This is a genomic window from Nocardiopsis sp. N85, assembly GCF_028882275.1.
Taxonomy (GTDB): Bacteria; Actinomycetota; Actinomycetes; order Streptosporangiales; family Streptosporangiaceae; genus Nocardiopsis; species Nocardiopsis lambiniae.
This window is the reverse complement of the sequence record NZ_JARBUT010000007.1, coordinates 176569-198917: the sequence shown is the minus strand read 5'-3', so window position 1 is coordinate 198917 and position 22349 is coordinate 176569. Positions and strand designations below refer to the sequence as shown.

The window sequence follows — 22349 nt, the reverse complement described above, 5'->3', positions numbered from 1 at the left end:
TACCGGACGGCGATGCCGAGCGGGGTGGCGTCGCCGTCGACGACCGGCCGCCAGGGGCAGGCGGCGTCTGCGCGGGTACTCCCACAGCGGCGTTCCGGCCAGGGCGCGGAACAGGCGGCGCAGGTGGTGTTCGAAGGTGAGCGCGACACGCGCCATCGCCGCCGTGTCCAACGATTCCCCGGTGTTCTCCTCGACCGGTTCCAGGGCCCGGTTCAGTCCCTCCGGCGCGGTCGCTCCCTTCGTCCGGCACCGACGTTGCGCAGGAGGGACGCGGTCGCACCCGACCGTCGCGGTGCCCGTGATGTCGGGTCGGTGGGCGGGCCCGATCTCGGGCAAGGCCGGGACATCGTTGGGCAAGGACTTGTGACACCGGCGACGTGGGCGGTTACGGTGGGCAGCACCGTCCCCTGAGGATGGCCCGAACAGGCCGACCCCGAGAAGGAGGTGGGCGGGGCGAGGTGGAGACCGCGCCCCGCGGATACATGGATCTGGGTTTTCTGCGACCGCTGTACGAGAGCGACGCCCCGGTGGCCTCGGTGCATCTGGACACCAGCCGCGCCACCACCGACGCCGACAAGAAGATCGAACTGAGCTGGCGCCACCTGCGTGAGGATCTCGCCGCGATGGGTGCCGACGAGGCCGACCTGAAGGTGCTGGGGGAGGCGGTGAGGGAGGGCACCTCCCGGGCCTTCGGTGAGCACGGCCACGCCCTGTACGCCTCCGAGGGGCGCCTGCTGGGGGTGTACACGCTGAGCGAGCCGCCCTCCCGGGACCGGGCGCTGTGGTCGCCGGTGGCGGACACGCTGCCGGTGGTGGTGGACCGGGGCCGGCACCTGCCGTACGCGTTGGTGGCCCTGGACCGGGTCAACGCGAAGGTGTACGCCTACGCCGGGGAGCCCGACCCCAAGCCGGTGACGGAGAAGTCCTTCACCGGTGCCGACCTGCACAACATCCCCACGATGGGGCGGGGCGGGCCGGGCAACCTGGGCGGGTACGGCGGCGACTTCGTCCGCAAGCAGTACCCGTTGGAGACCTGGCGGGAGAACACGGCCCGGCTCGCCGAGATCGTGCGCGAGGCCGTGGCGGAGGTGGACGCGAGGATCATCCTCGTCGGCGGGGACGACGAGGCCATCGCCTACCTGCGCGACAACATGCACGAGCGCAAGCTCTCCATCCCGATCCAGGTGGTGCCGGGCGGGCGCGGCGGCCCGGACGCGGAGGAGCGGCTGCACCAGGCGGCGGCGGAGGCGTTGCGGGCGTTCGTGGTGGACTCCCACGACGAGGCGTTGGACGAGTTCGAGCGCAAGTTGGCCCACGACCAGGCGGTGCGCGGCACGGAGTCCACGTTGCCGATGCTGTCGGAGGCCCGTGTGCGGACCCTGCTGTTGGGGGCCGAGCGCGACGGCGAACCCGACCTGTGGGGTTCGCCCACCGAGCCGATCCTGGTGGCCGCCAAGCCGACGCATCTGGACGACCCGGACAGGGCCTTCAAGGCGCCGGCGAGCGCGCTCATGCTGCGCTCGGCGGCGATGGCCGACGCCGGGTTCATGGAGGTGTTGCAGCACGGGGAGACCGCCGCGGACAGCGGGGCGATCCTGCGCTTCCCCAAGTAGGGGCCGCACACGTCGCGGGGCCGTCCGGTGCGGGCGGCCCCGTCCTGGTGTCAGGCGCCGGTGGTCATGCCCAGCAGTACCAGGAGGTCGGCCTCGGTGACGAAGTCGATGCGCTGGCCGCGTTCGACGTAGGTCTCGGCCTGGCGGTGCTTGGCGGTCTTGCCCGCGCCGTCACCGACGCCGGTGACCAGCACGTCGGTCTTCTTGGTGACGTTCTTGGCGGGGGTTCCGCCGGCCTCGGCGATGCGCCGCCACACCTCGGGTTTGTCCATGGACGCCAGGTCGCCGGAGACGCACACGACCTTGCCGTACAGGGGGCCGGCGGGGTCGGCGTCGGGGGAGGGCGCGGGCAGGTCGGCCTTGGCGGCGCGCTGCCAGCGCGCGAAGCGGTCCTCGCCGCCCGCCGGCGCGCGCACGGGCACCGCCACGGGGGTGAGGGTGGCGGTGGCGGCGGCCAGCCGGCGCAGTCCGCCGGCGGCGCGGGCCAGGTCGGCCAGGGAGGTCGTGCCGTGCCGTTGCATGGCGGCGATGGCGATGCGCGCGGCGGCCTCGGCGTCGGCGTCGGCCCGGTGGTGGTGGGTCACCCGGTGTCCGATGTGGGCGCTGACGGTGGGCAGCCGGTGGTCGGGCAGGTCGGCCCAGGTGCGGCGGGACAGGGCCAGGGTGCAGGCGTAGTCCCAGTCGGGGTGGGCCAGGCCGGTGTGCGCGCAGGCCCGGACGAGCACCCCCATGTCGAAGGGGGCGTTGTGCGCCACCAGCGGGTCGCCGTCGGCGAACTCCACGATGCGGCCGTGCACGGTCTCCCAGGTGGGGGCGTCGGCGACGTCGGCGGGGGTGATGCCGTGGACGGCGATGTTGTGGTGGGAGAAGAAGTCGATCCCGGCGGGCGGGCGGATGAGGGTGGTGTGGCGGTCCACGATCACCCCGTCGCGCACTTTGACCAGACCGACGGCGCAGGCGCTGCCCCGGTCCTGGTTGGCGGTCTCGAAGTCGATCGCGGTCCACCTGTCGGACACGGTCGTCCTCCCCTGTCTGCCCCTGTGCGGTGATGACGCATCGAGGCTACCGCCGCTTCCGGCCGGCGGGGGCCGAACGGGGAGGGTCCGCCCCCGCCGGGGCCCGGTCGGGTGTCCCCGAGTCGGTGGCGCGCGCCGCCGGTGCGGCGTTCCTGGACACCCCCTTTCGCGCTGGGTCGGGCTCATCCCCTCTGGCGGGGGCGTGGTACTGCTGTGCCGGGCGGCGGTGGCGTCGGTCGGGTGGCCCCACGACCGTGCGCGCCGTCCTGCCCCGGTGACCGGCCTCGCCGGGAGACGAGAAGAGGGACGTTTCATGCGTTTGGTGATCGCCGACGACTCGGTCCTGTTACGGGAGGGGCTGGTGCGTTTGTTGGAGGAGGAGGGGGACGAGGTGGTGGCGGCGGTCGGGGACGCCGAGGCCCTGCTCGTGGAGGTGGCCCGGCGGGTGCCCGACGCGGCGGTGGTGGACGTGCGGATGCCGCCGACCCACACCGATGAGGGGTTGCGGGCGGCGTTGCGCATCCGCGCCGAGCACCCGGGGGTGGCGGTGCTGGTGTTGTCGCAGTACGTGGAGCGGCGCTACGCCACCGAGCTGCTCACGGGTTCCTCGGGCGGGGTGGGGTACCTGCTCAAGGACCGGGTGTCGGAGGTGGGGGAGTTCCTGGACGCGTTGGAGCGGGTGGCGGGGGGGGGGGGGGGGGGGGGGCGGGGCGGCCTTCGACCCGGAGGTGGTGCGTCGTCTGTTGGCGCACGCCGGCCGCGCCGATCCGCTGGCGCGGTCGACCCCGCGTGAGCGCGATGTGCTGGAGCAGATGGCGCAGGGGTGGAGCAACCCGTCGGTCGCGGCCCGGTTGCACATCTCGTTGAGCGCGGTGGAGAAGCACGTCAACGCGATCTTCGACAAGTTGGACCTGGAGCACGGCACGGGGCACAGCCGTCGGGTGCGCGCGGTGCTGCGTTACCTGGGGGACTGACCCGGGCGGGTCCGGTCGGGCGCGGTGTGCCTCCCGGGGCGGTCCACGTCCAGGGAGGGGTCGCAGAAGGATCCGCCGAGCCGGTCGTGGGGCGGTCGGGTCGGGTCGGGTCCCCCGCCCCGGGCGGCCGGGATCTCGGGGGCGTGCGTCTCCGCGTCGTCCCGGGGGTCGTAGCCCAGGGCGCGGGCCTCCTTCAGCGACCACCAGCGGCGGGTGTTGTCCGAGACGCCCCACACCACCCGGAACCCGGGGGAGGGCGCGGTCAGCAGTGCCTCCATCAGGCGTGCGCAGTCGTCGGGTGAGAGCCACGTCTGCAACATGTGGGCGTCCAGGGGGCGGGGGAAGCAGGCGCCGATGCGCACGCACAGCACGTCGAGGCCGTAGCGGTCGTGGTAGAGGCTCCCCAGCGCCTCCCCGGCCGCCTTGCTCACCCCGTAGTGGGTGTCGGGCCGGGGGAGGGCGTGGTCGCCGGGGTCGCCGGCGGCGCGCGGGTGGAAGCCCACGACGTGGTTGGTGCTCGCGAAGACCACCCGCGGTACCTTCGCCCGGCGGGCCGCCTCGAACACCTGCCGGGTGCCGTGCACGTTCAGGCGCAGGACGTCCTCCCAGGGGCCTTCGGTGCTGAGCCCGCCCAGGTGGATCACCGCGTCGGCGCCGGCGCAGGCCGCCTCCATGGCGGGCAGGTCGGTGATGTCCCCGTGGACGGTCTCGACGGCCTCCCCGGGGGCGGGCGCCGGTTGCGGGGCGATGTCGACCAGGCGCAGGATCCGCCCGGGGCGGGCCATGCGGGGGCGCAGCAGGGTGCCGATCCGGCCGGCGGCGCCGGTGATGACGATGAGTTCGGTCATGTCCGCCCGCTCCCGGATCGCCGGACCTGTGAACCGGGCCATTCTCACAGGTGGGTGCGGGGGGCGCAACGGTCCCGCCCGGACACGGGCGCGGGGCCGACCGGGAGTGGTCGGCCCCGCGTCACGGGAACGGGTCACTGGGAGCCGGTGGCGGTCTCCACCTCCGACATCCACTGCTCGGCGGCCTCCTGGGGGGTGAGGTCGCCGAAGGCCATCGAGTCGGTCACGCGCTTGGTGATCTCCACGACCTGGCCGGCGCCGATGGGCGGCGGCGGGTTGCCGTCGACGATGGTGCCCTCGACCTCGGACAGGAACACGGCGCTGCGCTCGTCGGCGGGCGGCAGGGAGCTGAGGATCTGGGCGCGCACGTCGACGTTGGCGGGCAGGCCCAGGTCGGACAGGATCAGCTCGGCGGCCTCGTTGCTGTTGAGCATGAAGTCGACGAACCGGGCGGCCTCCTCGGGGTGCTCGCTGCCGGCCGAGACGGAGTAGAACATGGCGGGCTTGAAGTACATGCCGGTGCGCTCGCCGGTGGTCTCACCGGGGTAGCGCAGGAGCTCGATGTCGCTGCCGGAGGCCTCGGTGATGCCGCCGAGCTGGTTGGTCCAGAAGTGGGCCATGGCGCCGGCGTTGGTGGACAGCACCGACTGGTCCGGGCCGCCCGCCTCGATCTCCACGCTCTCGGACGCGGAGGGCTGGCCGCCCTCGTCCAGCAGTTCCTTGGTGATCTCGAACCAGGCGGCGAGGGTGTCCTCGGAGAAGCCCAGGGTGCCGTCCTCGTTGTAGAGGTTCTCCCCGTGCTGGCGGGCGAAGATCTGGAACCCGGACTCGTTGTAGGACATGCTCTGGGTGCCGACGATGTCGCCGCCGGAGGCCTCGGTGATCTCGGCCGAAAGCGCGACGTAGTCCTCCCAGCTCCAGGTGGAGTCGTCAGGCAGTTCCACACCGGCGGCCTCGAACGCCTTGGGGTCGGCCATGACCGCGTAGGCGTTCACGCCGCTGGCGATGCCGTAGGTCTTGTCGTCCAGGTTCCCGCTCTCGGCGACCAGCGGGTCGACCTTGGACAGGTCCAAGTGGTCACCGAACTCCGACAGGTCGGCCAGGGCGCCCCGGTCGCCGTATTCGCGCAGGTAGCGCTCCTCCTGCATCATGATGTCCGGTGCGTCGCCGGCGGCGGTGGAGGTGGCCAGCTTGTCCCAGTACGAACCCCAGTCGGTGTAGTCCGCGACGATGCGGATGTCGGAGTTCTGCGCCTCGAAGACGTCGATGACCTGCTGGAGGGTGGAGTGGCGGTCGTCGGAGCCCCACCAGGAGTAGCGCAGTTCGACGACGCCGTCGTCGCTCTCGGAGCCGCCTCCGCCGCAGGCGGAGGTCATCAGGGCCAGTGACGCGGCCACCGCGGTGAGGGTGAGGAGGCGACGCGGGCGTCGGCCTTCGGGGAGGATGTTCATGGGGGGATGGGTCCTTTCCGTCATTTGATGCCTGTGGTCGCGATGCCCTTGACGAGGTAGCGCTGACCGGCCAGGAAGAATCCGAACACGGGTCCCAGTGCCACGACCGACATGGCGAACAGGGGACCCCAGGAGGTCTGGGAACTGGAGTCGACGAAGGTGCGCAGCGCCACCGGGACCGTGTACATGTCGGGCCGGGTGAGGAAGATGAGCTGGCTGAAGAAGTCGTTCCAGGTCCAGATGAAGGTGAAGATCGCGGTCGTGGCCAGTGCCGGCATCGACAGCGGCAGGATGATGCGCAGGAAGATGCGCACGTGTCCGCAGCCGTCGATGCGCGCCGCCTCGTCCAGGTCCCGGGGCAGGCCGCGGATGAACTGCACCATCAGGAAGATGAAGAAGCCGTCCGTGGCCAGGAGCTTGGGGACGATGACCGGGTAGAAGGTGTTGATCCAGTCCAGCTGCGCGAACAGGATGTACTGGGGCACGATCACGACGTGGATCGGCAGCATGATCGTGGCCAGCATGATCGCGAAGAAGAGCCGCTTGCCGCGGAATTCCAGGCGGGCGAAGGCGTAGGCGGCCATGGAGCAGCCGATGAGGTTGCCGACGATGGATCCGCCCACCACGATCGCGGAGTTGAGCAGGTAGTGGTGGAAGGGGTACTGGAGGGCGGTCCAGCCCTCGCTGTAGTTCTCCGGGGTGAAGTTCCAGGGGATCAGCCCCGGTTCCCGGAAGATCTCCGCGGTGGGTTTGAAGGAGCTCGACAGCATCCACAGCAGCGGGTAGAGCATCACCAGGCCGAAGCCGATGAGTCCGATGTGGACGAGGAGCCGTCGGATGTGTGCGGTCCGCTTGCCGGCGTCGTTGGAACGCGCGAGGGACCTCGTCTCAGTCGCCATAGAAGACCCAGAACTTGGAGGCGAGGAAGTTCACGGCGGTGAACCCTCCGATGATCATCAGCAGGAGCCAGGCCATCGCCGAGGCGTAGCCCATGTCGAACGCCCCGAAACCCCGTTGGTAGAGGTAGAGCGTGTAGAAGAGGGTCGAGTCGGAGGGGCCGCCGGTGCCGCCGCTGACGATGAACGCCTGGGTGAAGGTCTGGAAGGCGTTGATGATCTGCAGCACGAGGTTGAAGAAGATGATGGGTGTGAGCATGGGGACGGTGATGTGCCAGAAACGGCGCACCGGTCCCGCACCGTCGACCGCGGCGGCCTCGTGGTACATGGCGGGGATCTGGCGCAGCCCGGCCAGGAAGATGACCATGGGTGCGCCGAAGGTCCACACGTTGAGCACGATGAGGGTGCTCAGGGCGTGGTCGGGGTGGGACACCCAGCCCTCGCCCTGGATCCCGAACACCGCCAGGACCTGGTTGACCAGGCCTTGGGCGCCGAACACCTGGCGCCACAGGATGGCGATGGCGACGCTGCCGCCGAGCAGGGACGGCAGGTAGTACACCGACCGGTACAGGGGTAGGCCGCGCACACCCCGGTCCAGGACCATCGCCAGGGCCAGGGCCATGGCGAGCTGGAGCGGCACCGACACGAACACGTAGACGAAGGTGACCCTCAGGGAGCTGTGCAGGCGGGCGTCGTCGAGCATGCGCTCGTAGTTGGCCCACCCGACGAACTCGTGGTCGCCGATGAGGTTGTAGTCGGTGAAGGAGAAGTACAGGGAGGCCAGGAGGGGGCCGGCGGTGATGAGGGCCAGGCCGACGAACCAGGGCGCCAGGAAGGCGTAGGCGGCGAGGTTCTCCCGCTTGTGGCGACCGGTGCCGCCCCGGCCCGCCTTGGCGCGGCGGGGGCGTGCCGAGGACTCGGACACCGGGGCCGCCCCGGGCCTCCGTTGGAGGAGTGCGCTCACGGGGACCCGCCTCCTCTCGGGGCCGTCTCCCACTGCGAGGTGGGGACGCGCGTACCGGGATTCATGCTCAGAGACCACCAATCTGGTCGGGGAGGGCGCGGGACACGGGGTCCCATGGGCCCTGTGTCCGAGAACACTGCGGGAATTCGCAGGTGATGAGTTGGTAAGCGCTATCCAGCTACTAAGATGTTCAGTTTCTAGCACCGGGTTACATGGGTGTCAACGCCCGGTTTCCCCTCCCGCGACAACCGCAGGCCGGATCGTTACCTTCCCGATCGGCCCGGAGGGCGTCCCCCGGAGGGCTTTTCGGGCCCCGCCGAACCTCCCCGGCGGCCCCCGGAGCCCGGGATTCCACCCCGATGATCTTCGCGGGGCCATTGTGGTCTTGTTCGGAAAGCGTTTACCATCTCGGTGTGAACCACACCACGCAACGCAGGTACGCGATCGTCGGCACCGGTTCCCGGGCCCGGATGTACACCCGTGCGCTCACCGGCGGCCACCGTCGGCACGGCGCCCTGGTCGCCCTGTGCGACACCAACGCCACCCGGATGGCCGTGCACAACCGGATCGTCACCGAGGCCGGCCTGGACCCCGTGCCCACCCACCACGCGGACGACTTCGCCCGCATGCTCGGGGAACGGGCCGTGGACGAGGTCATCGTGTGCACCGTCGACCACACCCACGCCGACTACATCGTCACCGCCCTGGAGCACGGCGCCGACGTCATCACCGAGAAGCCCATGACGACCGATCTGGAGGGGCTGCGCCGCATCGAGGAGGCCCGGGAGCGCACCGGCGGGCGCGTCACCGTCGGCTTCAACTACCGCTACAACCCCGTCCACCGCAAGGTCCGCGAGCTCATCGCCGAGGGCGCCGTCGGCGAGGTCGGATCCGTCCACTTCGAATGGCTGCTGGACCTGCGCCACGGCGCCGACTACTTCCGCCGCTGGCACCGCGACAAGACCCGCTCGGGGGGTCTGCTCGTCCACAAGGCGAGCCACCACTTCGACCTGGTCAACTGGTGGATCGGCGCCCGTCCCGAAGAGGTCTTCGCCTCGGGGAGGCTGTTCTTCTACGGTGAGGAGAACGGCCGCCGGCACGGCGTGGCCGCCGACTACGAGCGCGGCCACGGCGCCGACACCGCCCAGGACGACCCCTTCGCCCTGCACCTGGCCGACAGCCCCGACCTGACCGCCCTGTACCTGGACGCCGAGCACGAGGACGGCTACCGCCGCGACCTCAACGTGTTCGGTCCCGGCATCACCATCGAGGACGACATGTCGGTCCTGGTGCGCTACGACACCGGGGCCCGGCTCACCTACCACCTCACCGCCTACGCACCCTGGGAGGGCTACCGGTTGACGATCACGGGCAGTCGCGGCCGCCTCGAACTCGACATGGTGGAGTTCGACCGCACCACGCCCGGTCGCGACGAGACCAACCCGGTGCGCGGTATGCCCGCGCCCAAGGAGGACACCGTCTCCCGGCTGCTGCTGCGCCGCCACTGGCAGGCCCCGCAGGAGATCTCCGTGGAGGTGGGCGAGGGCGGTCACGGCGGCGGTGACACCGCCATGCTCGACGCCCTCCTGGGGCGTGTGGACGACGGTATCCGCCCCGACCACGCCGACGGCGGCAACGCCCTGCTCACCGGGCTGGCCGCCAACGCCTCCATGGCCTCGGGGGCTCCGGTGCGCGTGGCCGACCTGCGCGCGGGGAAGACCGGATGAGCGTGCCCGTCGCCGACCCCGTCCCGTTGCTGCTGGTCGGCCTGCACGGCCACGGCCGTTCCCATCTGCGCTCCCTGCTCCCCCTGGCCGCCTCGGGCCTGGTGCGGCTGGTGGGGGTGTGCGACCGGGTGCCGCCCGCCCCCGACGACGACCTGGAGGGGCACGGGCCCGTCCCGTTCTTCGAGGACCTGTCCACGGCGCTGGAGCGCACGCGGGCGCGGATCACCGTCCTGGTGACCCCCATCCACACCCACCTGCCGTTGGCCCTTCTCGCCCTGGAGCACGGTTCCCACCTGCTGTTGGAGAAGCCCACCACCGCGACCCTGGCCGAGTTCGACCGGTTGGTCGACGCGGTCGAGGCCTCCGACCTCGCCTGTCAGGTCGGGTTCCAGAGTCTGGGGTCGGCGGCCGTGGACGCGGTCCGCTCCCTCGTCGCGGAGGGGGCGGTGGGGCGGGTGCGCGGCATCGGCGGGTGGGGGGCGTGGAAGCGCACCTCGGCGTACTACGCCCGCGCGCCCTGGGCCGGGCGGCGTCGCCTGGACGGGCGTGACGTCGTGGACGGCGCGCTCACCAACCCCTTCGCGCACGCCACCGCCACGGCCCTGGCCGTGGCCGGAGGCGGCGATCGGCCGCCCTTGGAGATCGAGGTGGAGCTGCACCGGGCCCACCCCATCGAGAGCGACGACACCTCGGCGTTGCGGTTGCGCACCGCCGACGGGACCGTCGTCACCCTCGCGGTGACCCTGTGCGCGCCCGAGAGCGTCCCGCCGATGCTGGTGGTGCACGGCGAGCGCGGACGGATCGAGCTGGAGTACACCCTGGACCGGGTGACCCTGCACCGTCCGGGACGGGCTCCGCACGTCACCACCCATCTGCGTCGCAATCTGGTGGCCGATCTGGTCGACCACGTGCGCCACGGCGCGCCGCTGTCGGTCCCGCCCGCGGCCACGCGCGGTTTCATGCACGTCCTGGAGGCGGTGCGCACCGCGCCCGATCCGCTGTCCATCGGGCCCGAGCACCAGGAGGTGCGGGAGGAGGACGGGGTGGTCCACCGCTCCGTGCACGGCATCGCCGACCTGGTGGCCCGCAGCGCCGAGTCCCTGTCCCTGTTCTCCGAGCTGGGCGCGCCCTGGGCGCGCCCGAACGTGGAGGTCCACCGATGAACCTCGTGATCGACGGCACCGTGGTGGCCGTCGGCGTCGACGGCGCCGACATCGAGCCCCGGCTGTCGCCCCGCCCGTACCTGCACCCGGTGCGCACGCCGGCCGGGACGACGGTGACCGAGGTGCTGCCCGCCGATCACCCGCACCATCTGGGGGTGGGGGTGGCGGTGCCCGACGTCTCCGGTGTCAGTTTCTGGGGCGGGCGCACGTTCACCCCCGACCGGGGGTCGGTGCTGCTCGACAACCACGGTCGGCAGCGGCGTCTGGCGTGGCGTGGCGATGGCGATGGCGGGGGTGTGGAGGAGGTGTCCTGGACCGGTCCCGACGGTGGGGAGCTGGTGCGCGAGGAACGTCGCCTGCGCGCCCGCCCCCTGGACGGCTCCGCGTGGGTCCTGGACCTGGACACGACCCTGCGCAACACCTCGGGCCGGGACCTGGACATCGGCAGCCCGGCCACCAACGGTCGGCCCGGCGCCGGTTACGGGGGGCTGTTCTGGCGGGCGCCCATCGGTCCGGCGGCGCCGCGCGTCCACGGCCCCGATGGTCTGGAGGGTGAGGCGGCTTTGCACGGTTCGCGCGCCGCCTGGTTGGCGCTGGTCGGGGACGCGGGCGGGCCCTGGACCCTGCTGTTCCACCAGCCCGGGGGGCACACGGACCCGTGGTTCCTGCGGGCGGGGGAGTACCCGGGGGTGGGCCCGGCCCTGGCCTGGGACGTCCGCCTGCCGGTGCCGGGGGGCGCGGTCCTGCGTCGGCGGCTGCGCGTCGCGGTGTGCGACGGGCACGTCGGTGATCTCGCCGGTCTGGCCGCGGCCGTCGTCGCCCTGCCCTGAACCCTTTTTCTCCGATTTCCCAAGTTCCGGAAAGGTGGAACGATCCATGCGCGTGCTCGTCACCGGGGGCGCCGGTCGGTTGGGGCGCAGTGTCGTCTCCGGGCTGGTCGACCGAGGACACGATGTGACCTCGGTGGACATCGCCGAACACACCCATGCGTCGGGGGCGGTGGGGGTGCGGGCCGATCTGCTCGATCCCGCCGCGCGGGCGGCCGCCTTCGAGCGGGCGCGTCCGGAGGCGGTGGTGCACCTGGCGGGGATCGCCGTGCCGTTCGCCCGACCGGACGTGGAGACCCTTCAGGTCAACACCGGTCTGGCCTGGGCGGTGCTGGGCGAGGCGGTGGAGCGCGGGGCCCGGTGCGCGGTGGCCGCCTCCAGTCCCACCGTGTACGGCTACAACACGCCGTCGTGGCGGCCGCGGTACCTGCCGTTGGACGAGGAGCACCCGGTCGAGCCCTGGCACGCCTACGGGTTGAGCAAGGCGATCGTGGAGCAGACCGTGCGGGCGCTGGCCCGCACCTCCTCGGCGTGCACGTTGTGCGCGGTGCGTCCCGGGTACGTGGTCGCCCCCGAGGAGTGGGCGGGCGCGCCCACCCAGCAGGGGCACACCATGGCCGATCGGGTGGCCGATCCGGAGTTGGCGGCGGTGTCGTTGTTCAATTACGTGGACGCCGGTGACGTCGCGGACCTGTTCGCGCGCATCGTGGAGCACCCGGAGCGGGTGGAGCACGGCGGTGTCTACAACGCGGTGGCCGCCGATCCGTTGGCGGTGGGGCCGGTGGACGGGTTGATGGCGCGGTCGCATCCGGGTTCGGCGCCGGTGGCGGGGGCGTTGGCGGACGGGCGGGCGGTGTTCTCCTCGGCCAAGGCGCGGCGTGATCTGGGGTGGGCGCCGACCGCGACCTGGCGTGACCGGTTGCGGTCCGATCGGGTGCGCTGAATTGGCGAAGCCTCGGAGCCCCGGGCGCTCGGCTACTCTGGGAAAGAGTTTTCCAGGACGTGGGACGAGAAGGGCCAGGGGCGTGGACTCCGGTTACGTAACGCTGGAACAGGTGGCCGAGCACGCGGGCGTCTCCCTGGCGACCGCTTCGAGGGTCATCAACGGCAGTACCCGGCAGGTCAGTCAACGGCTGCGGGACAAGGTCAACGCCAGCGCGGAGGAGTTGGGCTATCTGGCCAACGCCTCCGCGCAGACGTTGGCGCGCAACAGCAGTTCGCTGGTGGGCCTGTTGGTCCACGACATCTCCGACCCCTATTTCTCCTCGATCGCGGCCGGGGTGACCCGGTGCGCCGAGGAGCGGGGGCTGGTGTTGGTGCTGGGCAGCACCAACCGGTCGGCGCAGAAGGAGGGGCGGGTGCTGGCGGCGTTGCGCTCCCATCGGGCCAAGGCCGTGATCCTGGTGGGGTCGCGTTCCACCGACGAGGAGAGCAACGCCCGCCTGATCGGGGAGATCGAGGCGTTCCGCCGCCAGGGCGGTCGGGTGGCGTGCGTGTCGCAGCCGGGGTTGCCCGCCGACACCGTCAGCCCCGACAACCATTCCGGGGCCGCCGCCCTGGCCCGGCACCTGGTGGGGTTGGGGCACCGGCGGTTCGCGATCCTGGCGGGGCCCACGGACCTGCGCACGGCCCGCGAGCGCCTGGACGGTTTCCACGGTGCGCTGTCGGCGGCCGGGTTGGAGTTGGCCCACCACAACGTGGTGCACGGGGCGTTCACCCGTGACGGGGGTTATGAGTCCACGCGTCGGCTCATGACGTTGGGCACCGACGCCACCTGTCTGTTCGCGGTCAACGACGTCATGGCCACGGGGGCCATGGCGGCGTTGCGCGATCTGGGCATGCGGGTGCCCGACGACCTGTCGGTGGCGGGGTTCGACGACATCCCCACCCTGCGGGATCTGACTCCGGGGTTGACCACGGTGCGGTTGCCGTTGGAGGAGATGGGCGAGCGGGCCGCCGCGCTGGCCTTGGACGAGGACCATCAGGGAGGGCACCGGGTCATCACGGTGCCGGGAGAGGTGGTGGCGCGGGAGAGCACCGCGCCGCCCACCGCGTCCTGAGGCCGGTTCGGGGCACGATCCGCCGACCGGTCCTTCTCCGTGTCGGGGTGGCCTTCGATGCCCGGACGCGGGGTCCCGGGCCGCTGGGCGGACCCGGGTGGAGGGCGTTCGGGGGGTGCGCCGGGTCGCGGTGTTGATCCCCGCAGGCCCCGCTCGGACGGGTGGTGGGGCGCCGTGGGCGCCCCACCACCGGTCACCCCGTCCAGTGCTAGGGGAGAGGGGTGAGCGTGTCGGCGAACACCAGTCCGTGCCCGAGGCCGGTGTCCGCCGACAGCGCGCCGCGCTCCACCCGCACACCGCTGGGGGCGGCCAAGGCTCCCAGTGCGGCGAAGGAGGCGCGATCGATGTCCTCGACCATGGCGGGTCGGGACAGGCACAGGGCCAGCTGCCCGGACAGTTCGGGCAGCAGGTGGGGGGCGACGGGCACGCCTCGGCGGGCGGCCGTCTCGGCGATGCGCAGGAACGGGGTGATCCCGCCGACGCGCACCACGTTGGGTTGGGCGATGTCGCACACCCCGGCGTCGATGAACCGTTCGAACTCCTCGATCGTGCGCAGGTTCTCCCCGAGCGCGAACGGTACGTCGGTGCGGGCGCGCAGCCGGGTGTGGGCGGCGAGGTCGCCGGCGGGCAGCGGTTCCTCGACGAAGTGGAGGTCGAAGGCGGTCAGGGCGTCCAGGGCGCGGGCCGCTCCGGGCACGTCCCACCGCTGGTTGGCGTCGATCATCAGGGTTCCTTCGGCGCCCAGGAGGTCGCGCACCGTGCGCACCCGTTCGACGTCGCGGGCCGGGTCGGGTGAGCCGACCTTGATCTTCGCGGCCCGGTGTCCGGCCGCCGACCACCCCTTGACCTGGTCCGACAGGTCGGACAGGGGGTAGTCGAGGTTGACGCCGCTGCCGTAGGCGGGCACCCGGTCGCGGCGTCGGCCCAGCAGGTCGACCAGGGGCAGGCCGGTGGCCTTGGCGGTCAGGTCCCACAGGGCGATGTCGATGGCCGCCAACGCCATCAGGGTGAGCCCGCCGGTGCCCGCCTCGCGCAGGTGCCACAGCAGGTCGTCCCATCGGGAGGGGTGGGCGGGGCCGCCCACCAGGGCGGGCCGCAGGTCGTCCTCGACGAGGGCGAGCACCGCCCGGGCGCCGATGAACGGCGTCCAGGAGAAGCCCGTTCCGGTGATCCCGGTGTCGGTGTCGACCTCGACCACGACGATGTCGTTGCGGTCCACCCCGCCGTCCCACGCCCGGTGCAGGGGGAGTCGATGGGCGCGGGCGCGCACCCCGGTGACGCGCACGCGTTCAGCCCTTCCCGACCAGGGCCAGCCCGGTCTCGATGAGGGCGGCCAGTTCGGTCTCCTCGTGGGGGGTGAGGTCGACGAACGGCGGTCGTACCCCGCCCACCTCGACGCCGCGCAGTCGGGCCCCGGCCTTGACCAGGGACACCGCGTACCCGGGGGTGCGGTCGCGCAGGGCGACCAGCGGGTCGAAGAAGTCGGCGAGGAGCCGGTCGGCCAGCGGGTCTCCGGCCTCCACCGCCTTGTGGAAGGCGTCGGCGACCTCGGGGACGAACGCGAACGCCGCGGAGGAGTACAGCGGCACCCCCACCCCCCGGTAGGCGGGGACGGTGAGTTCGGCGGTGGGCAGGCCGTTGAAGAACGCGAAGTCCTCGCCCCGCACGGCCCGTACCGCGAGCACGATCCGCTGCATCAGCCCCAGGTCGCCGACCCCGTCCTTGATCCCCACGACGGAGGGCAGGGCCGCGATCTCGGCGGCCGAGGCGGGGGTGAGCACCATGGTGCCGCGCTGGTAGACGATGATCGGGATCTCCACCGCGGAGGCCACCGTGCGCACGTACTCCACCAGGCCGCGCTGGGGCGCCGTCACCAGGTAGGGGGGCAGGAGCAGGATCGCGTCGGCGCCCGCCGCCTTGGCGGTGCGGGCCTGTTCGACGGCGGTGCCGACGCTGCCGCCGGCTCCGGCCACCACCGGGACCGCCCCGTTCACGACCGCGACGGTGCGTTCGACGACGGCGGCGTGCTCGGCCGCCGACAGGGCGTGGATCTCCCCGGTGCCGCAGGCGGTGAACACGCCGCCCGCGCCGTGGGCGACCCCGGAGGCGACGTGTTCGGCGAGCACGTCCAGGTCGACCGTGCCGCCGTCGGGGCCGAAGGGGGTCAGGGGGAAGAAAAGGATTCCGTCGAAGTGCATGACTCTCCTCGTCGGGGAAGGGGGACCGGGTTCACAGGACGTGTTCGACGTGGCGTCGGGCCATGGTGGCGATGACGTCGTCGACGTCGGCCGCCCAGATGTCGGCGTTGAAGATCTCGACCTCGATGTCGCCGGTGTGGCCGGCGGCCGTCACCGTTTCCAGCAGGGAGCGTACGTCGATGTGGCCGTCCCCGACCATGCCCCGGCCCAGCAGGGCGTCGGAGGGCAGGGGCAGGACCCAGTCGCAGACCTGGAACAGGGCGATGCGTCCGGTGTGTCCCGCGCGGGCGATCTGCGCTTCCACCTCGGGGTCCCACCACACGTGGTAGGTGTCCACGGTGACGCCGACCGTCTGGGCGGGGAAGGTCTCGGCCAGGTCCAGGGCCTGGCCCAGGGTGGACAGTACCGCGCGGTCGGCGCAGAACATGGGGTGCAGGGGTTCCAGGGCGAGCCGGACACCGCGTTCGGCGGCGTAGGGGACGAGTTCGCCGATGGCGTCGGCGGCCCGGGAGCGCGCCCCGGCCAGGTCCCGGTCGCCTTCGGGCAACCCGCCCAGGACCATGACCAGGGCGGGGGCGCCCAGGGCGGCGGCCTCGTCCAGGGCGCGCCGGTTGTCGTCCAGGGCCTTGGCCCGGTCGTGGCCGGTGAGGAAGCCGCCCCGGCAGTAGGAGGAGACGCGCAGGCCCGAGCGGTGCACGAGGTCGACGGCGCGGTCCAGGCCCAGGTCGGCGACGTGTTCGCGCCACAGGCCGATGGCGGGCAGCCCGGCGCGCAGGCAGCCGTCGACGGCCTGGATCAGGGTGCTGGGGCGCACGGTGGCCTGGTTGAGGGCCAGGCGTGCCAGGCGGGGGTCGCCCGGTTCGGGGGTGGCGACGGTGGCGGGGCGTCCGGTGGGGACGTCCACGGCGGTGGGGACGGGGATCAGGGCGGTCATCGTCGCACCCCCGCCACGTCCAGGAGGGCGCCCATGCGGGCGGCGGCCAGGTCGGGGTCGGTGAGGACCCCGGCGGCGTCGGCCAGGCGCAGGGTCTGCGCGAGGTGGGGCAGGTCGCGGGCGGACTGCATCCCGCCGACCATGTGGAACCCCCGCTGGTGGCCGTTGAGCCAGGCCAGGAACGCGATGCCGGTCTTGTAGTGGGGGGTGGGGGCCGAGAACAGGTGCCGGGCCAGTGGCACGGTGGGGTCCATCAGGGCCCGGTAGCGGTCGACGTCCCCGGCGTCGAGGGCGGCCAGGGCCCGTGCGGCGGCGGGGGCGATGGCGGCGAGCACACCGAGCAGGGCGTGGGAGTGGCCGTGGTCGTCGCCCAGGATGAGGTCGGGGTAGTGGAAGTCGTCGCCGGTGTACATGCGCACCCCGGGGGGCAGCAGGCGGCGCAGGCGCACCTCCAGCCCGGCGTCCAGGAGGGACACCTTGATGCCCTCGACGCGGTCGGCGTGGTCGGCGATGAGCGCGGCCACGGGTTCGATGGCGTCGGCCGGGTCGGCGAATCCCCAGTAGCCGGCCAGGGCGGGGTCGAAGACGGCGCCCAGCCAGTGCAGGATCACCGGCCCTTGGGTGCGCTCCAGGAGGGTGGAGTAGACGCGCACGTGGTCGTCGTGGCCGGTGGCGATGGCGGCCAGGGCGCGTGAGGCCATGAGGACGGGGGTGGCCCCGGCCTTGTGGACGAGGTCGAGCTGGTCCGTGTACGAGGAGATGACGCCGTTCAGGTCGGCGTCGGAGGGCGCCAGGTCGTCGGTGCCGACACCGCAGGCCAGGGCGGCGCCCCGGGCGGCGGCCTCGGCGCCCGAGCGGCGGATCAGTTCGGCGACGGTTCCGGGGTCCAGGCCCATGCCGCGTTGGGCGGTGTCCATCGCGTCGGCCACGCCCAGCCCCTGGTCCCACAGGTGGTGGCGGAAGGCCATGGTGGCGTCCCAGTCCAGGTGGGCGGGGGCGCCCGGGGCGTTGGGGAGGGAGGGGTCGGCGACCACGTGGGCGGCGGCGTAGGCGACGCGGGAGCGGGCCGGGGGCAGGGGGGAGGTGTCGGCGGCGGCACCGCTCAGCGTGTAGGGGGCGAGGGTGCCGTCGCCGGTGGGCAGGCTCAGCGTGCTCATCGGATGGAGACCTCGCTCAGCTCGACGGTGCGGCCGGTGCGGGCCGACTCCAGTCCGGCCTCGGCCATCTGGAGTCCGCGCGCGCCCGACAGCAGGTCGTGGGGGAAGGGGGTGTCGGTGACGACGTGGCGCAGGAAGTCCTCCCACTGGGCGCGGAACCCGTTGGGGAAGTCGGTGTTGTCGGGGACGGTCTCCCACCCGTCGCGGTAGCGGCCCGGGTCGACGGCGTCGGGGTCCCACACGGCCTTGGGGGTGAGGGAGCGGTGCTGGACCCGGCAGGAGCGCAGGCCCGCGACGGCGCTGCCGTGGGTGCCGTCGACCTGGAACTCCACGAGTTCGTCGCGGTCCACGCGCACGCTCCAGGAGGAGTTGATCTGGGCGATGGCGCCGCCGTCGAGTTCGAAGATGCCGTAGGCGGCGTCGTCGGCGGTGGCCTCGTAGGGGAGGCCGTTCTCGTCCCAGCGGCGGGGGATGTGGGTGGCGGTGCGGGCGGTGACGGTGCGCACCGTGCCGAAGAGGTGCTCCAGGACGTAGTGCCAGTGGGGGAACATGTCCAGGACGATGCCGCCGCCCTCTTCGGAGCGGTAGTTCCAGCTGGGGCGTTGGGCGGGCTGCCAGTCGCCCTCGAAGACCCAGTAGCCGAACTCTCCGCGCACGGACAGGATCTCGCCGAAGAAGCCGGACTCGACCAGGCGGCGCAGTTTGAGCAGGCCGGGCAGGAAGAGCTTGTCCTGGACGACGCCGTTGCGCACGCCCGCCTGTTCGGCGAGCTTGGCGAGTTCGAGGGCGGCGTCCAGGGTGGACGCGGTGGGCTTCTCGACGTAGATGTGCTTGCCCGCGGCGATGGCCGAGCGGACGGCGGCCTCGCGGGCGTGGGTGATCTGGGCGTCGAAGTAGATCGACACGTCGGGGTCGGACAGGACCGAGTCCAGGTCGGTGGACCAGCGGTCCAGGCCGTGGCGGTCGGCGATCTCGCGCAGTCTGCGCTCGGAGCGGCCGATCAGGATGGGTTCGGGGAGGATCCGTGATCCGTCGGGCAACGGGATGCCGCCGTCGTCCCGGATGGCCAGGATGGACCTGGTCAGGTGCTGACGGTATCCCATGCGCCCGGTGACGCCGTTCATGGCGATACCCAGTACGCGATCGCTCATCGTTTGTGACCACCTCTCGTGTGAAAGCGCTTTCCACCTTACGACAAACCCGGGCGTCGCACCAGGGGCGAACAGGGGGTACGGGGGTCGGGCGGGTGGACGCGAGGGGGTGCCCGGTCGGTGTGCCGGCGCCGGAAGGCCCTCGCGTCACATCGGCGACGGAAAAGGGCCGGTTTTCTCCGGAGCCCGACCCCGGAATGCGCCCGCCCCTTTTCCGACTTTCCTCTCGGGCGCCCTGACCTGCGCAGACACTGGAAAGGCATATTCCTTCACGGTGGCGTTCCGACAATGCTCCGATGCGGAGCGTCGGCACCGTGGTATCGCGTGCGCGCCGCCCGAGATATGGAAAGCGCTTTCATTTCGAGTGGCGACGGCGCCCCCCATCCGTTCCGCGGGGGACCCGCTCGGACGGCCGCACCGCCGGTCGCCGTGGGGCGCATCCGGCGGCGCGGGCCCGCCTCCCTCGCGGGCGCTCACCGAGGTCGACGCGGAGCCGGGCGGGCCCGACCGATCGACCTCACCGGACTGAAACCCCCGCCATGTCGAGGAACTCGTCGACCTCACCGTCGAGGTCGACCTCCCCGAGGCCCGGGTGCGGGCGGTCCGCGGGTGACACCGCCACCGGCCGGACGCCGCCCGCGCGAGGAGGCGGTGTCCGGCCGGTGGGCGGCCCGCAGTCCCTCAGAGGAGGAACGGGATCACGGCGGTCGCGACGAGGATCCCGACGAGGAGGGCGGTGGCGGCGAGGCCCCTGCGGTCGGCGGGCAGGCGGCCGAAGAGCCGGGACAGGCGCCCGAGGAGGGCCAGCGGCGGTGCGGCGAGCCAGACGTCGCGCTCGACGCGGGAGCCGGCGGCGCGCACGATGCCGGGCAGGTGCCCGACGGCGCGCAGCAGCGAGCCCGCCATGCCCCTGCTGTGGCCGCGTGCGGGCGCCCGCCCCCGCACGGCCGCCGCGAGGGCGCCGCGCAGACCGCGTTCGTCGTTGGCCCAGTGGGCCCGGTAGAGGATCGTGCCCTCCGGGTCGATGAGGTAGGCCGAGTTCGGTTTGGGGCTGAAGGCGCGGTGCGTGGCGCCGTCGATGTCGTCGACCGCGACCTCGAAGGGGAGCGCGTGGTGGCGGCGCAGTTCCCGGGCGTGCTCCCATTTGCGCTCGAAGGTCCGGGGCTGGGGGAGGAGCTGTCCGGGGTGCGCCTCCCGGGTGTTGACCAGGACGAACCGGACCGCCTCGCCGAACTCGGCGTGCAGGTCGCGCAGGACGGGGCCGGCGCTCTCGGTGACGGGGCAGGTGCGCGATCCGAAGACCAGCAGGACGGGGAGAGGTCCCGGGTCGGTGCTGGTGAAGCGCGCGCCGTCGAGGGTGGGCAGGTCGAAGGCGGGGACGCGGTCTCCGGCGCCGGGGGCGTCGGGGCCGAAGTACATGTCCTTCGCCAGCAGCCCGGTCCGGAACCGCTCGAAGCGGTAGGCGTCTCCCGTCGGGGTGGCGGCCGGGGCCGGGTCGGGGGTGGGCGGTCGGTTCATGGTGGCTCCTCGGTCGGGATGATCCTTGATTGACTGGTCAGTCAAGTGGTGCGGCAGACGGAACCGGTCCGTGTCCGGGCCGGCGGGGGTGCGGGTTCAGCGGGAGGGGGCGAGCAGGGCGCGGACGCCGTCCCGGGCGTGCTCCACGATCTCGGGCCGGTCGTAGGCCTTGGCGAGCAGTGCCGTTCCCTGGAGGTAGGCCAGGATCCGCAGGGCGGTCTCGTGGGGGTCCACTGTGGGGTCGACCTCGCCGCGGGCCTCGGCCTCGCGGATGGCGTCGGAGAAGTAGGCGGCCCAGGCGTCCAGGATCCGTGTCGCGTGGGCGCGCGGCTCGTCGCCCTTCGCCGAGAGTTCGGCGGACAGGCCGCCGATCGGGCACTCGGGCGTGCTGCCCGTCCGCTCCCGCATCAGGGCGATCATGCCGCCGAAGCCGCGGACGAACCGGTCGATCCGCTCCAGGGGAGGGGCCTCGGCGCCGAAGGCCTCGTCGAGCAGGGCCGCCATCATCGCCCAGTTGGCGTCGAGCACGGCCAGGCCGAGTCGTTCCTTGGAGGGGAAGAAGTGGTAGAGGCTGCCCCGGTGGACGCCGGCCTCCTTGCAGATGTCCTCCACGCTCACCTGGGCGAACGAGGAACCGTGGATGAGGTCGCGCGCCACGCGCACCAGCCGTTCCCGTGTGTCCCCGGCCATGCCGCCTCCTCGCATTGACTGTTCGGTCAAGAATCTAGGCGCTCTTGACCGAACAGTCAACAAGGGGTCGTCCCGGAACGCCGCGACCGGCATCGCCCTTCATCGCGGGAGGCCTCCCGCCGGAGTCCGGTCTCGTCGGCGCCCGGCTTTTCGCGCGTGATCGACCGGGGCCCGGTGGCTCAGGCCCGGGTCGTCACGTCCAGGGTGATGCCGGGGAGGGCGGGCAGGTCGGTCAGGGTGGTGACCCGGTGCAGGTGGTGCACGCCCGGGGGCAGGGCGGCGGCCAGGCCCACGGAGTGGGCGGTGAGCAGGGCGGTGGCCCGCGACTGCCCCCGGCCCCGGGCCCGGCGCAGGTGGGGGCCGCTGCGGGCGGCCACCGTCCAGGCGTCCGAGCCCGGCAGGTGCGGGACCTTCGACAGCCGGCCCGCGCCGGGCAGCCGGGCCAGCAGACCCAGGCCCCGGGTGAGGGCGGGGGAGTCCAGCCCCAGGTGGGTGCGGACCGGTCGGCCCAGGTCCCGGGTGAGCGTGTGCTGGTCGGAGAAGTCGGCGCGCAGCAGTCGGCGCCGCCCCTGTCCGGGCAGGTCGAACACGGCGCCCCGGGACAGGTTGCGCACCGGTTCCCCGGTGGTCGGGTCGGCGAAGGAGCGCCCGATCAGACCGATCGTCCACGCGGTGGCCGCGGCCCCGTGCGCCTCGCCCGCGCCCAGGATCACGGCCACGTCGATCGGGTCGTCCCCCGGGTGGGCCGCGTGCAGGTCGGCGGCGAGCAGGTTGGTCAACCCCGGGGCCAGGCCCACGCTGAGGAGCACCGGGGCGCGCGGGGTCAGGCGTTCCACGCGGGCGATGTAACCGGTGGTGGCGGTGGCGTCGACGAAGGCGGCGCCCCGGTCGGCGGCGATCCCCGCGAGGGCGGGATCCTCGGCGCCGGAGGCGTTGACCACGACGTCGATCCCCTCCAACGCGGCGCGGTAGTCGTCGGGGCGGGTCAGGTCCAGGGGTCGGTCGGCGCGGTGGGGGTCGCGCCCGGCGGTCAGGCAGGTGTGGCCGGCCTCGCGCAGTGCGGCCGTGGTGGGCGCGCCGACGGCCCCGTAGCCGCCCAGGACCAGCACCCGAAGGGTTCTTGTAGTCATACTCCACATAAGATATGTGTAGTGGCACTACA

At 72.6% G+C, this 22349-nt stretch carries 19 protein-coding genes and 1 pseudogene; 7 read left to right on the top strand and 13 right to left on the bottom strand.

Translation table 11 applies throughout. From position 1 onward, the window contains the following. Positions 1–482: 482 nt before the first annotated feature. Entirely contained in the window at positions 483–1613 is a 1131-nt protein-coding gene (locus PWG71_RS12465) for a baeRF2 domain-containing protein (RefSeq protein WP_274809847.1), read from the top strand. A 50-nt stretch (positions 1614–1663) separates the two neighbouring features. On the opposite strand, the gene PWG71_RS12460 is transcribed toward PWG71_RS12465, so the two are convergent. Then, complete coding sequence (locus PWG71_RS12460; RefSeq protein WP_274809846.1) at positions 1664–2629, bottom strand: exonuclease domain-containing protein; 966 nt, start codon at positions 2627–2629, stop codon at positions 1664–1666. 313 nt (positions 2630–2942) lie between these two features. On the opposite strand from PWG71_RS12460, the pseudogene PWG71_RS12455 reads away from it, so the two are divergent. Continuing rightward, positions 2943–3603: pseudogene (locus PWG71_RS12455) on the top strand (response regulator transcription factor). Here PWG71_RS12455 and PWG71_RS12450 read toward each other — a convergent pair. The 4 genes from PWG71_RS12450 to PWG71_RS12435 form a co-directional block, all read right to left on the bottom strand. Continuing rightward, positions 3588–4451 carry an NAD-dependent epimerase/dehydratase family protein gene (locus PWG71_RS12450; protein WP_274809845.1) on the bottom strand — a complete coding sequence of 288 codons (864 nt, stop codon included), beginning with the start codon at positions 4449–4451 and terminating at the stop codon, positions 3588–3590. The pseudogene PWG71_RS12455 and the gene PWG71_RS12450 sit on opposite strands and share 16 nt — an antisense overlap. Before the next feature lie 134 nt (positions 4452–4585). Beyond that, positions 4586–5902, bottom strand: coding sequence for an ABC transporter substrate-binding protein (locus tag PWG71_RS12445; RefSeq protein WP_274809844.1), 1317 nt, complete (start codon positions 5900–5902; stop codon positions 4586–4588). A gap of 20 nt (positions 5903–5922) precedes the next feature. Next, entirely contained in the window at positions 5923–6801 is an 879-nt protein-coding gene (locus PWG71_RS12440; RefSeq protein WP_274809843.1) for a carbohydrate ABC transporter permease, read from the bottom strand. Then, a complete protein-coding gene (locus tag PWG71_RS12435) occupies positions 6791–7723 on the bottom strand; it encodes a carbohydrate ABC transporter permease (protein WP_446725017.1) in 933 nt (310 codons plus the stop codon). The genes PWG71_RS12440 and PWG71_RS12435 overlap by 11 nt, the downstream gene beginning before the upstream one ends. Positions 7724–8175: 452 nt before the next feature. Between PWG71_RS12435 and PWG71_RS12430 the strand changes: the two genes are divergently transcribed. The 5 genes from PWG71_RS12430 to PWG71_RS12410 all read left to right on the top strand — a co-directional run bounded on the left by PWG71_RS12430 (position 8176) and on the right by PWG71_RS12410 (position 13539). Beyond that, a complete protein-coding gene (locus PWG71_RS12430; RefSeq protein ID WP_274809841.1) occupies positions 8176–9489 on the top strand; it encodes a Gfo/Idh/MocA family oxidoreductase in 1314 nt (437 codons plus the stop codon). Beyond that, on the top strand, positions 9486–10652 hold the full coding sequence (locus PWG71_RS12425; RefSeq protein WP_274809840.1) for a Gfo/Idh/MocA family protein: 1167 nt from the start codon (positions 9486–9488) through the stop codon (positions 10650–10652). The genes PWG71_RS12430 and PWG71_RS12425 overlap by 4 nt, the downstream gene beginning before the upstream one ends. Beyond that, complete coding sequence (locus PWG71_RS12420) at positions 10649–11482, top strand: DUF6807 domain-containing protein (RefSeq protein WP_274809839.1); 834 nt, start codon at positions 10649–10651, stop codon at positions 11480–11482. The genes PWG71_RS12425 and PWG71_RS12420 overlap by 4 nt, the downstream gene beginning before the upstream one ends. A gap of 46 nt (positions 11483–11528) precedes the next feature. After that, positions 11529–12422 (top strand): NAD-dependent epimerase/dehydratase family protein, encoded by an 894-nt coding sequence (locus PWG71_RS12415; protein WP_274809838.1) that lies wholly within the window; start codon positions 11529–11531, stop codon positions 12420–12422. An 82-nt stretch (positions 12423–12504) separates the two neighbouring features. Next, entirely contained in the window at positions 12505–13539 is a 1035-nt protein-coding gene (locus PWG71_RS12410; protein ID WP_274809837.1) for a LacI family DNA-binding transcriptional regulator, read from the top strand. A gap of 208 nt (positions 13540–13747) precedes the next feature. Here PWG71_RS12410 and PWG71_RS12405 read toward each other — a convergent pair whose 3' ends face one another. From PWG71_RS12405 to PWG71_RS12370, 8 genes are all read right to left on the bottom strand, one after another. Then, positions 13748–14824, bottom strand: a complete 1077-nt coding sequence (locus PWG71_RS12405) for a mandelate racemase/muconate lactonizing enzyme family protein (protein ID WP_274809836.1) — start codon at positions 14822–14824, stop codon at positions 13748–13750. Between the two features lie 4 nt (positions 14825–14828). Then, positions 14829–15737, bottom strand: a complete 909-nt coding sequence (locus tag PWG71_RS12400; RefSeq protein ID WP_274809835.1) for a 5-dehydro-4-deoxyglucarate dehydratase — start codon at positions 15735–15737, stop codon at positions 14829–14831. A 31-nt stretch (positions 15738–15768) separates the two neighbouring features. Then, complete coding sequence (locus PWG71_RS12395; RefSeq protein WP_274809834.1) at positions 15769–16671, bottom strand: sugar phosphate isomerase/epimerase family protein; 903 nt, start codon at positions 16669–16671, stop codon at positions 15769–15771. After that, positions 16668–17828: a DUF993 family protein gene (locus PWG71_RS12390; RefSeq protein ID WP_274809833.1), complete on the bottom strand. Its 1161-nt coding sequence runs from the start codon at positions 17826–17828 to the stop codon at positions 16668–16670. The genes PWG71_RS12395 and PWG71_RS12390 overlap by 4 nt, the downstream gene beginning before the upstream one ends. Then, on the bottom strand, positions 17825–18979 hold the full coding sequence (locus PWG71_RS12385; protein ID WP_274809832.1) for a Gfo/Idh/MocA family protein: 1155 nt from the start codon (positions 18977–18979) through the stop codon (positions 17825–17827). Before PWG71_RS12385 ends, PWG71_RS12390 begins: the two co-directional genes overlap by 4 nt. Before the next feature lie 681 nt (positions 18980–19660). Further along, on the bottom strand, positions 19661–20497 hold the full coding sequence (locus tag PWG71_RS12380) for a peroxiredoxin family protein (RefSeq protein WP_274809831.1): 837 nt from the start codon (positions 20495–20497) through the stop codon (positions 19661–19663). Between the two features lie 96 nt (positions 20498–20593). Further along, the gene (locus PWG71_RS12375) at positions 20594–21187 is read right to left on the bottom strand and encodes a TetR/AcrR family transcriptional regulator (RefSeq protein ID WP_274809830.1); all 594 of its coding nucleotides are present in this window, start codon (positions 21185–21187) and stop codon (positions 20594–20596) included. 179 nt (positions 21188–21366) lie between these two features. Continuing rightward, positions 21367–22317 carry an NAD-dependent epimerase/dehydratase family protein gene (locus tag PWG71_RS12370; RefSeq protein WP_274809829.1) on the bottom strand — a complete coding sequence of 317 codons (951 nt, stop codon included), beginning with the start codon at positions 22315–22317 and terminating at the stop codon, positions 21367–21369. Positions 22318–22349 lie beyond the last annotated feature (32 nt).

Coding starts and splice junctions, on each gene's coding strand:
- PWG71_RS12465 (WP_274809847.1), top strand. CDS start 483: ATGGATCTGGGTTTTCTGCGACCGCTGTACGAGAGCGACGCCCCGGTG.
- PWG71_RS12450 (WP_274809845.1), bottom strand. CDS start 4,451: ATGACCGAACTCATCGTCATCACCGGCGCCGCCGGCCGGATCGGCACC.
- PWG71_RS12445 (WP_274809844.1), bottom strand. CDS start 5,902: ATGAACATCCTCCCCGAAGGCCGACGCCCGCGTCGCCTCCTCACCCTC.
- PWG71_RS12440 (WP_274809843.1), bottom strand. CDS start 6,801: ATGGCGACTGAGACGAGGTCCCTCGCGCGTTCCAACGACGCCGGCAAG.
- PWG71_RS12425 (WP_274809840.1), top strand. CDS start 9,486: ATGAGCGTGCCCGTCGCCGACCCCGTCCCGTTGCTGCTGGTCGGCCTG.
- PWG71_RS12420 (WP_274809839.1), top strand. CDS start 10,649: ATGAACCTCGTGATCGACGGCACCGTGGTGGCCGTCGGCGTCGACGGC.
- PWG71_RS12415 (WP_274809838.1), top strand. CDS start 11,529: ATGCGCGTGCTCGTCACCGGGGGCGCCGGTCGGTTGGGGCGCAGTGTC.
- PWG71_RS12400 (WP_274809835.1), bottom strand. CDS start 15,737: ATGCACTTCGACGGAATCCTTTTCTTCCCCCTGACCCCCTTCGGCCCC.
- PWG71_RS12395 (WP_274809834.1), bottom strand. CDS start 16,671: ATGACCGCCCTGATCCCCGTCCCCACCGCCGTGGACGTCCCCACCGGA.
- PWG71_RS12390 (WP_274809833.1), bottom strand. CDS start 17,828: ATGAGCACGCTGAGCCTGCCCACCGGCGACGGCACCCTCGCCCCCTAC.
- PWG71_RS12385 (WP_274809832.1), bottom strand. CDS start 18,979: ATGAGCGATCGCGTACTGGGTATCGCCATGAACGGCGTCACCGGGCGC.
- PWG71_RS12380 (WP_274809831.1), bottom strand. CDS start 20,497: ATGAACCGACCGCCCACCCCCGACCCGGCCCCGGCCGCCACCCCGACG.
- PWG71_RS12375 (WP_274809830.1), bottom strand. CDS start 21,187: ATGGCCGGGGACACACGGGAACGGCTGGTGCGCGTGGCGCGCGACCTC.
- PWG71_RS12370 (WP_274809829.1), bottom strand. CDS start 22,317: ATGACTACAAGAACCCTTCGGGTGCTGGTCCTGGGCGGCTACGGGGCC.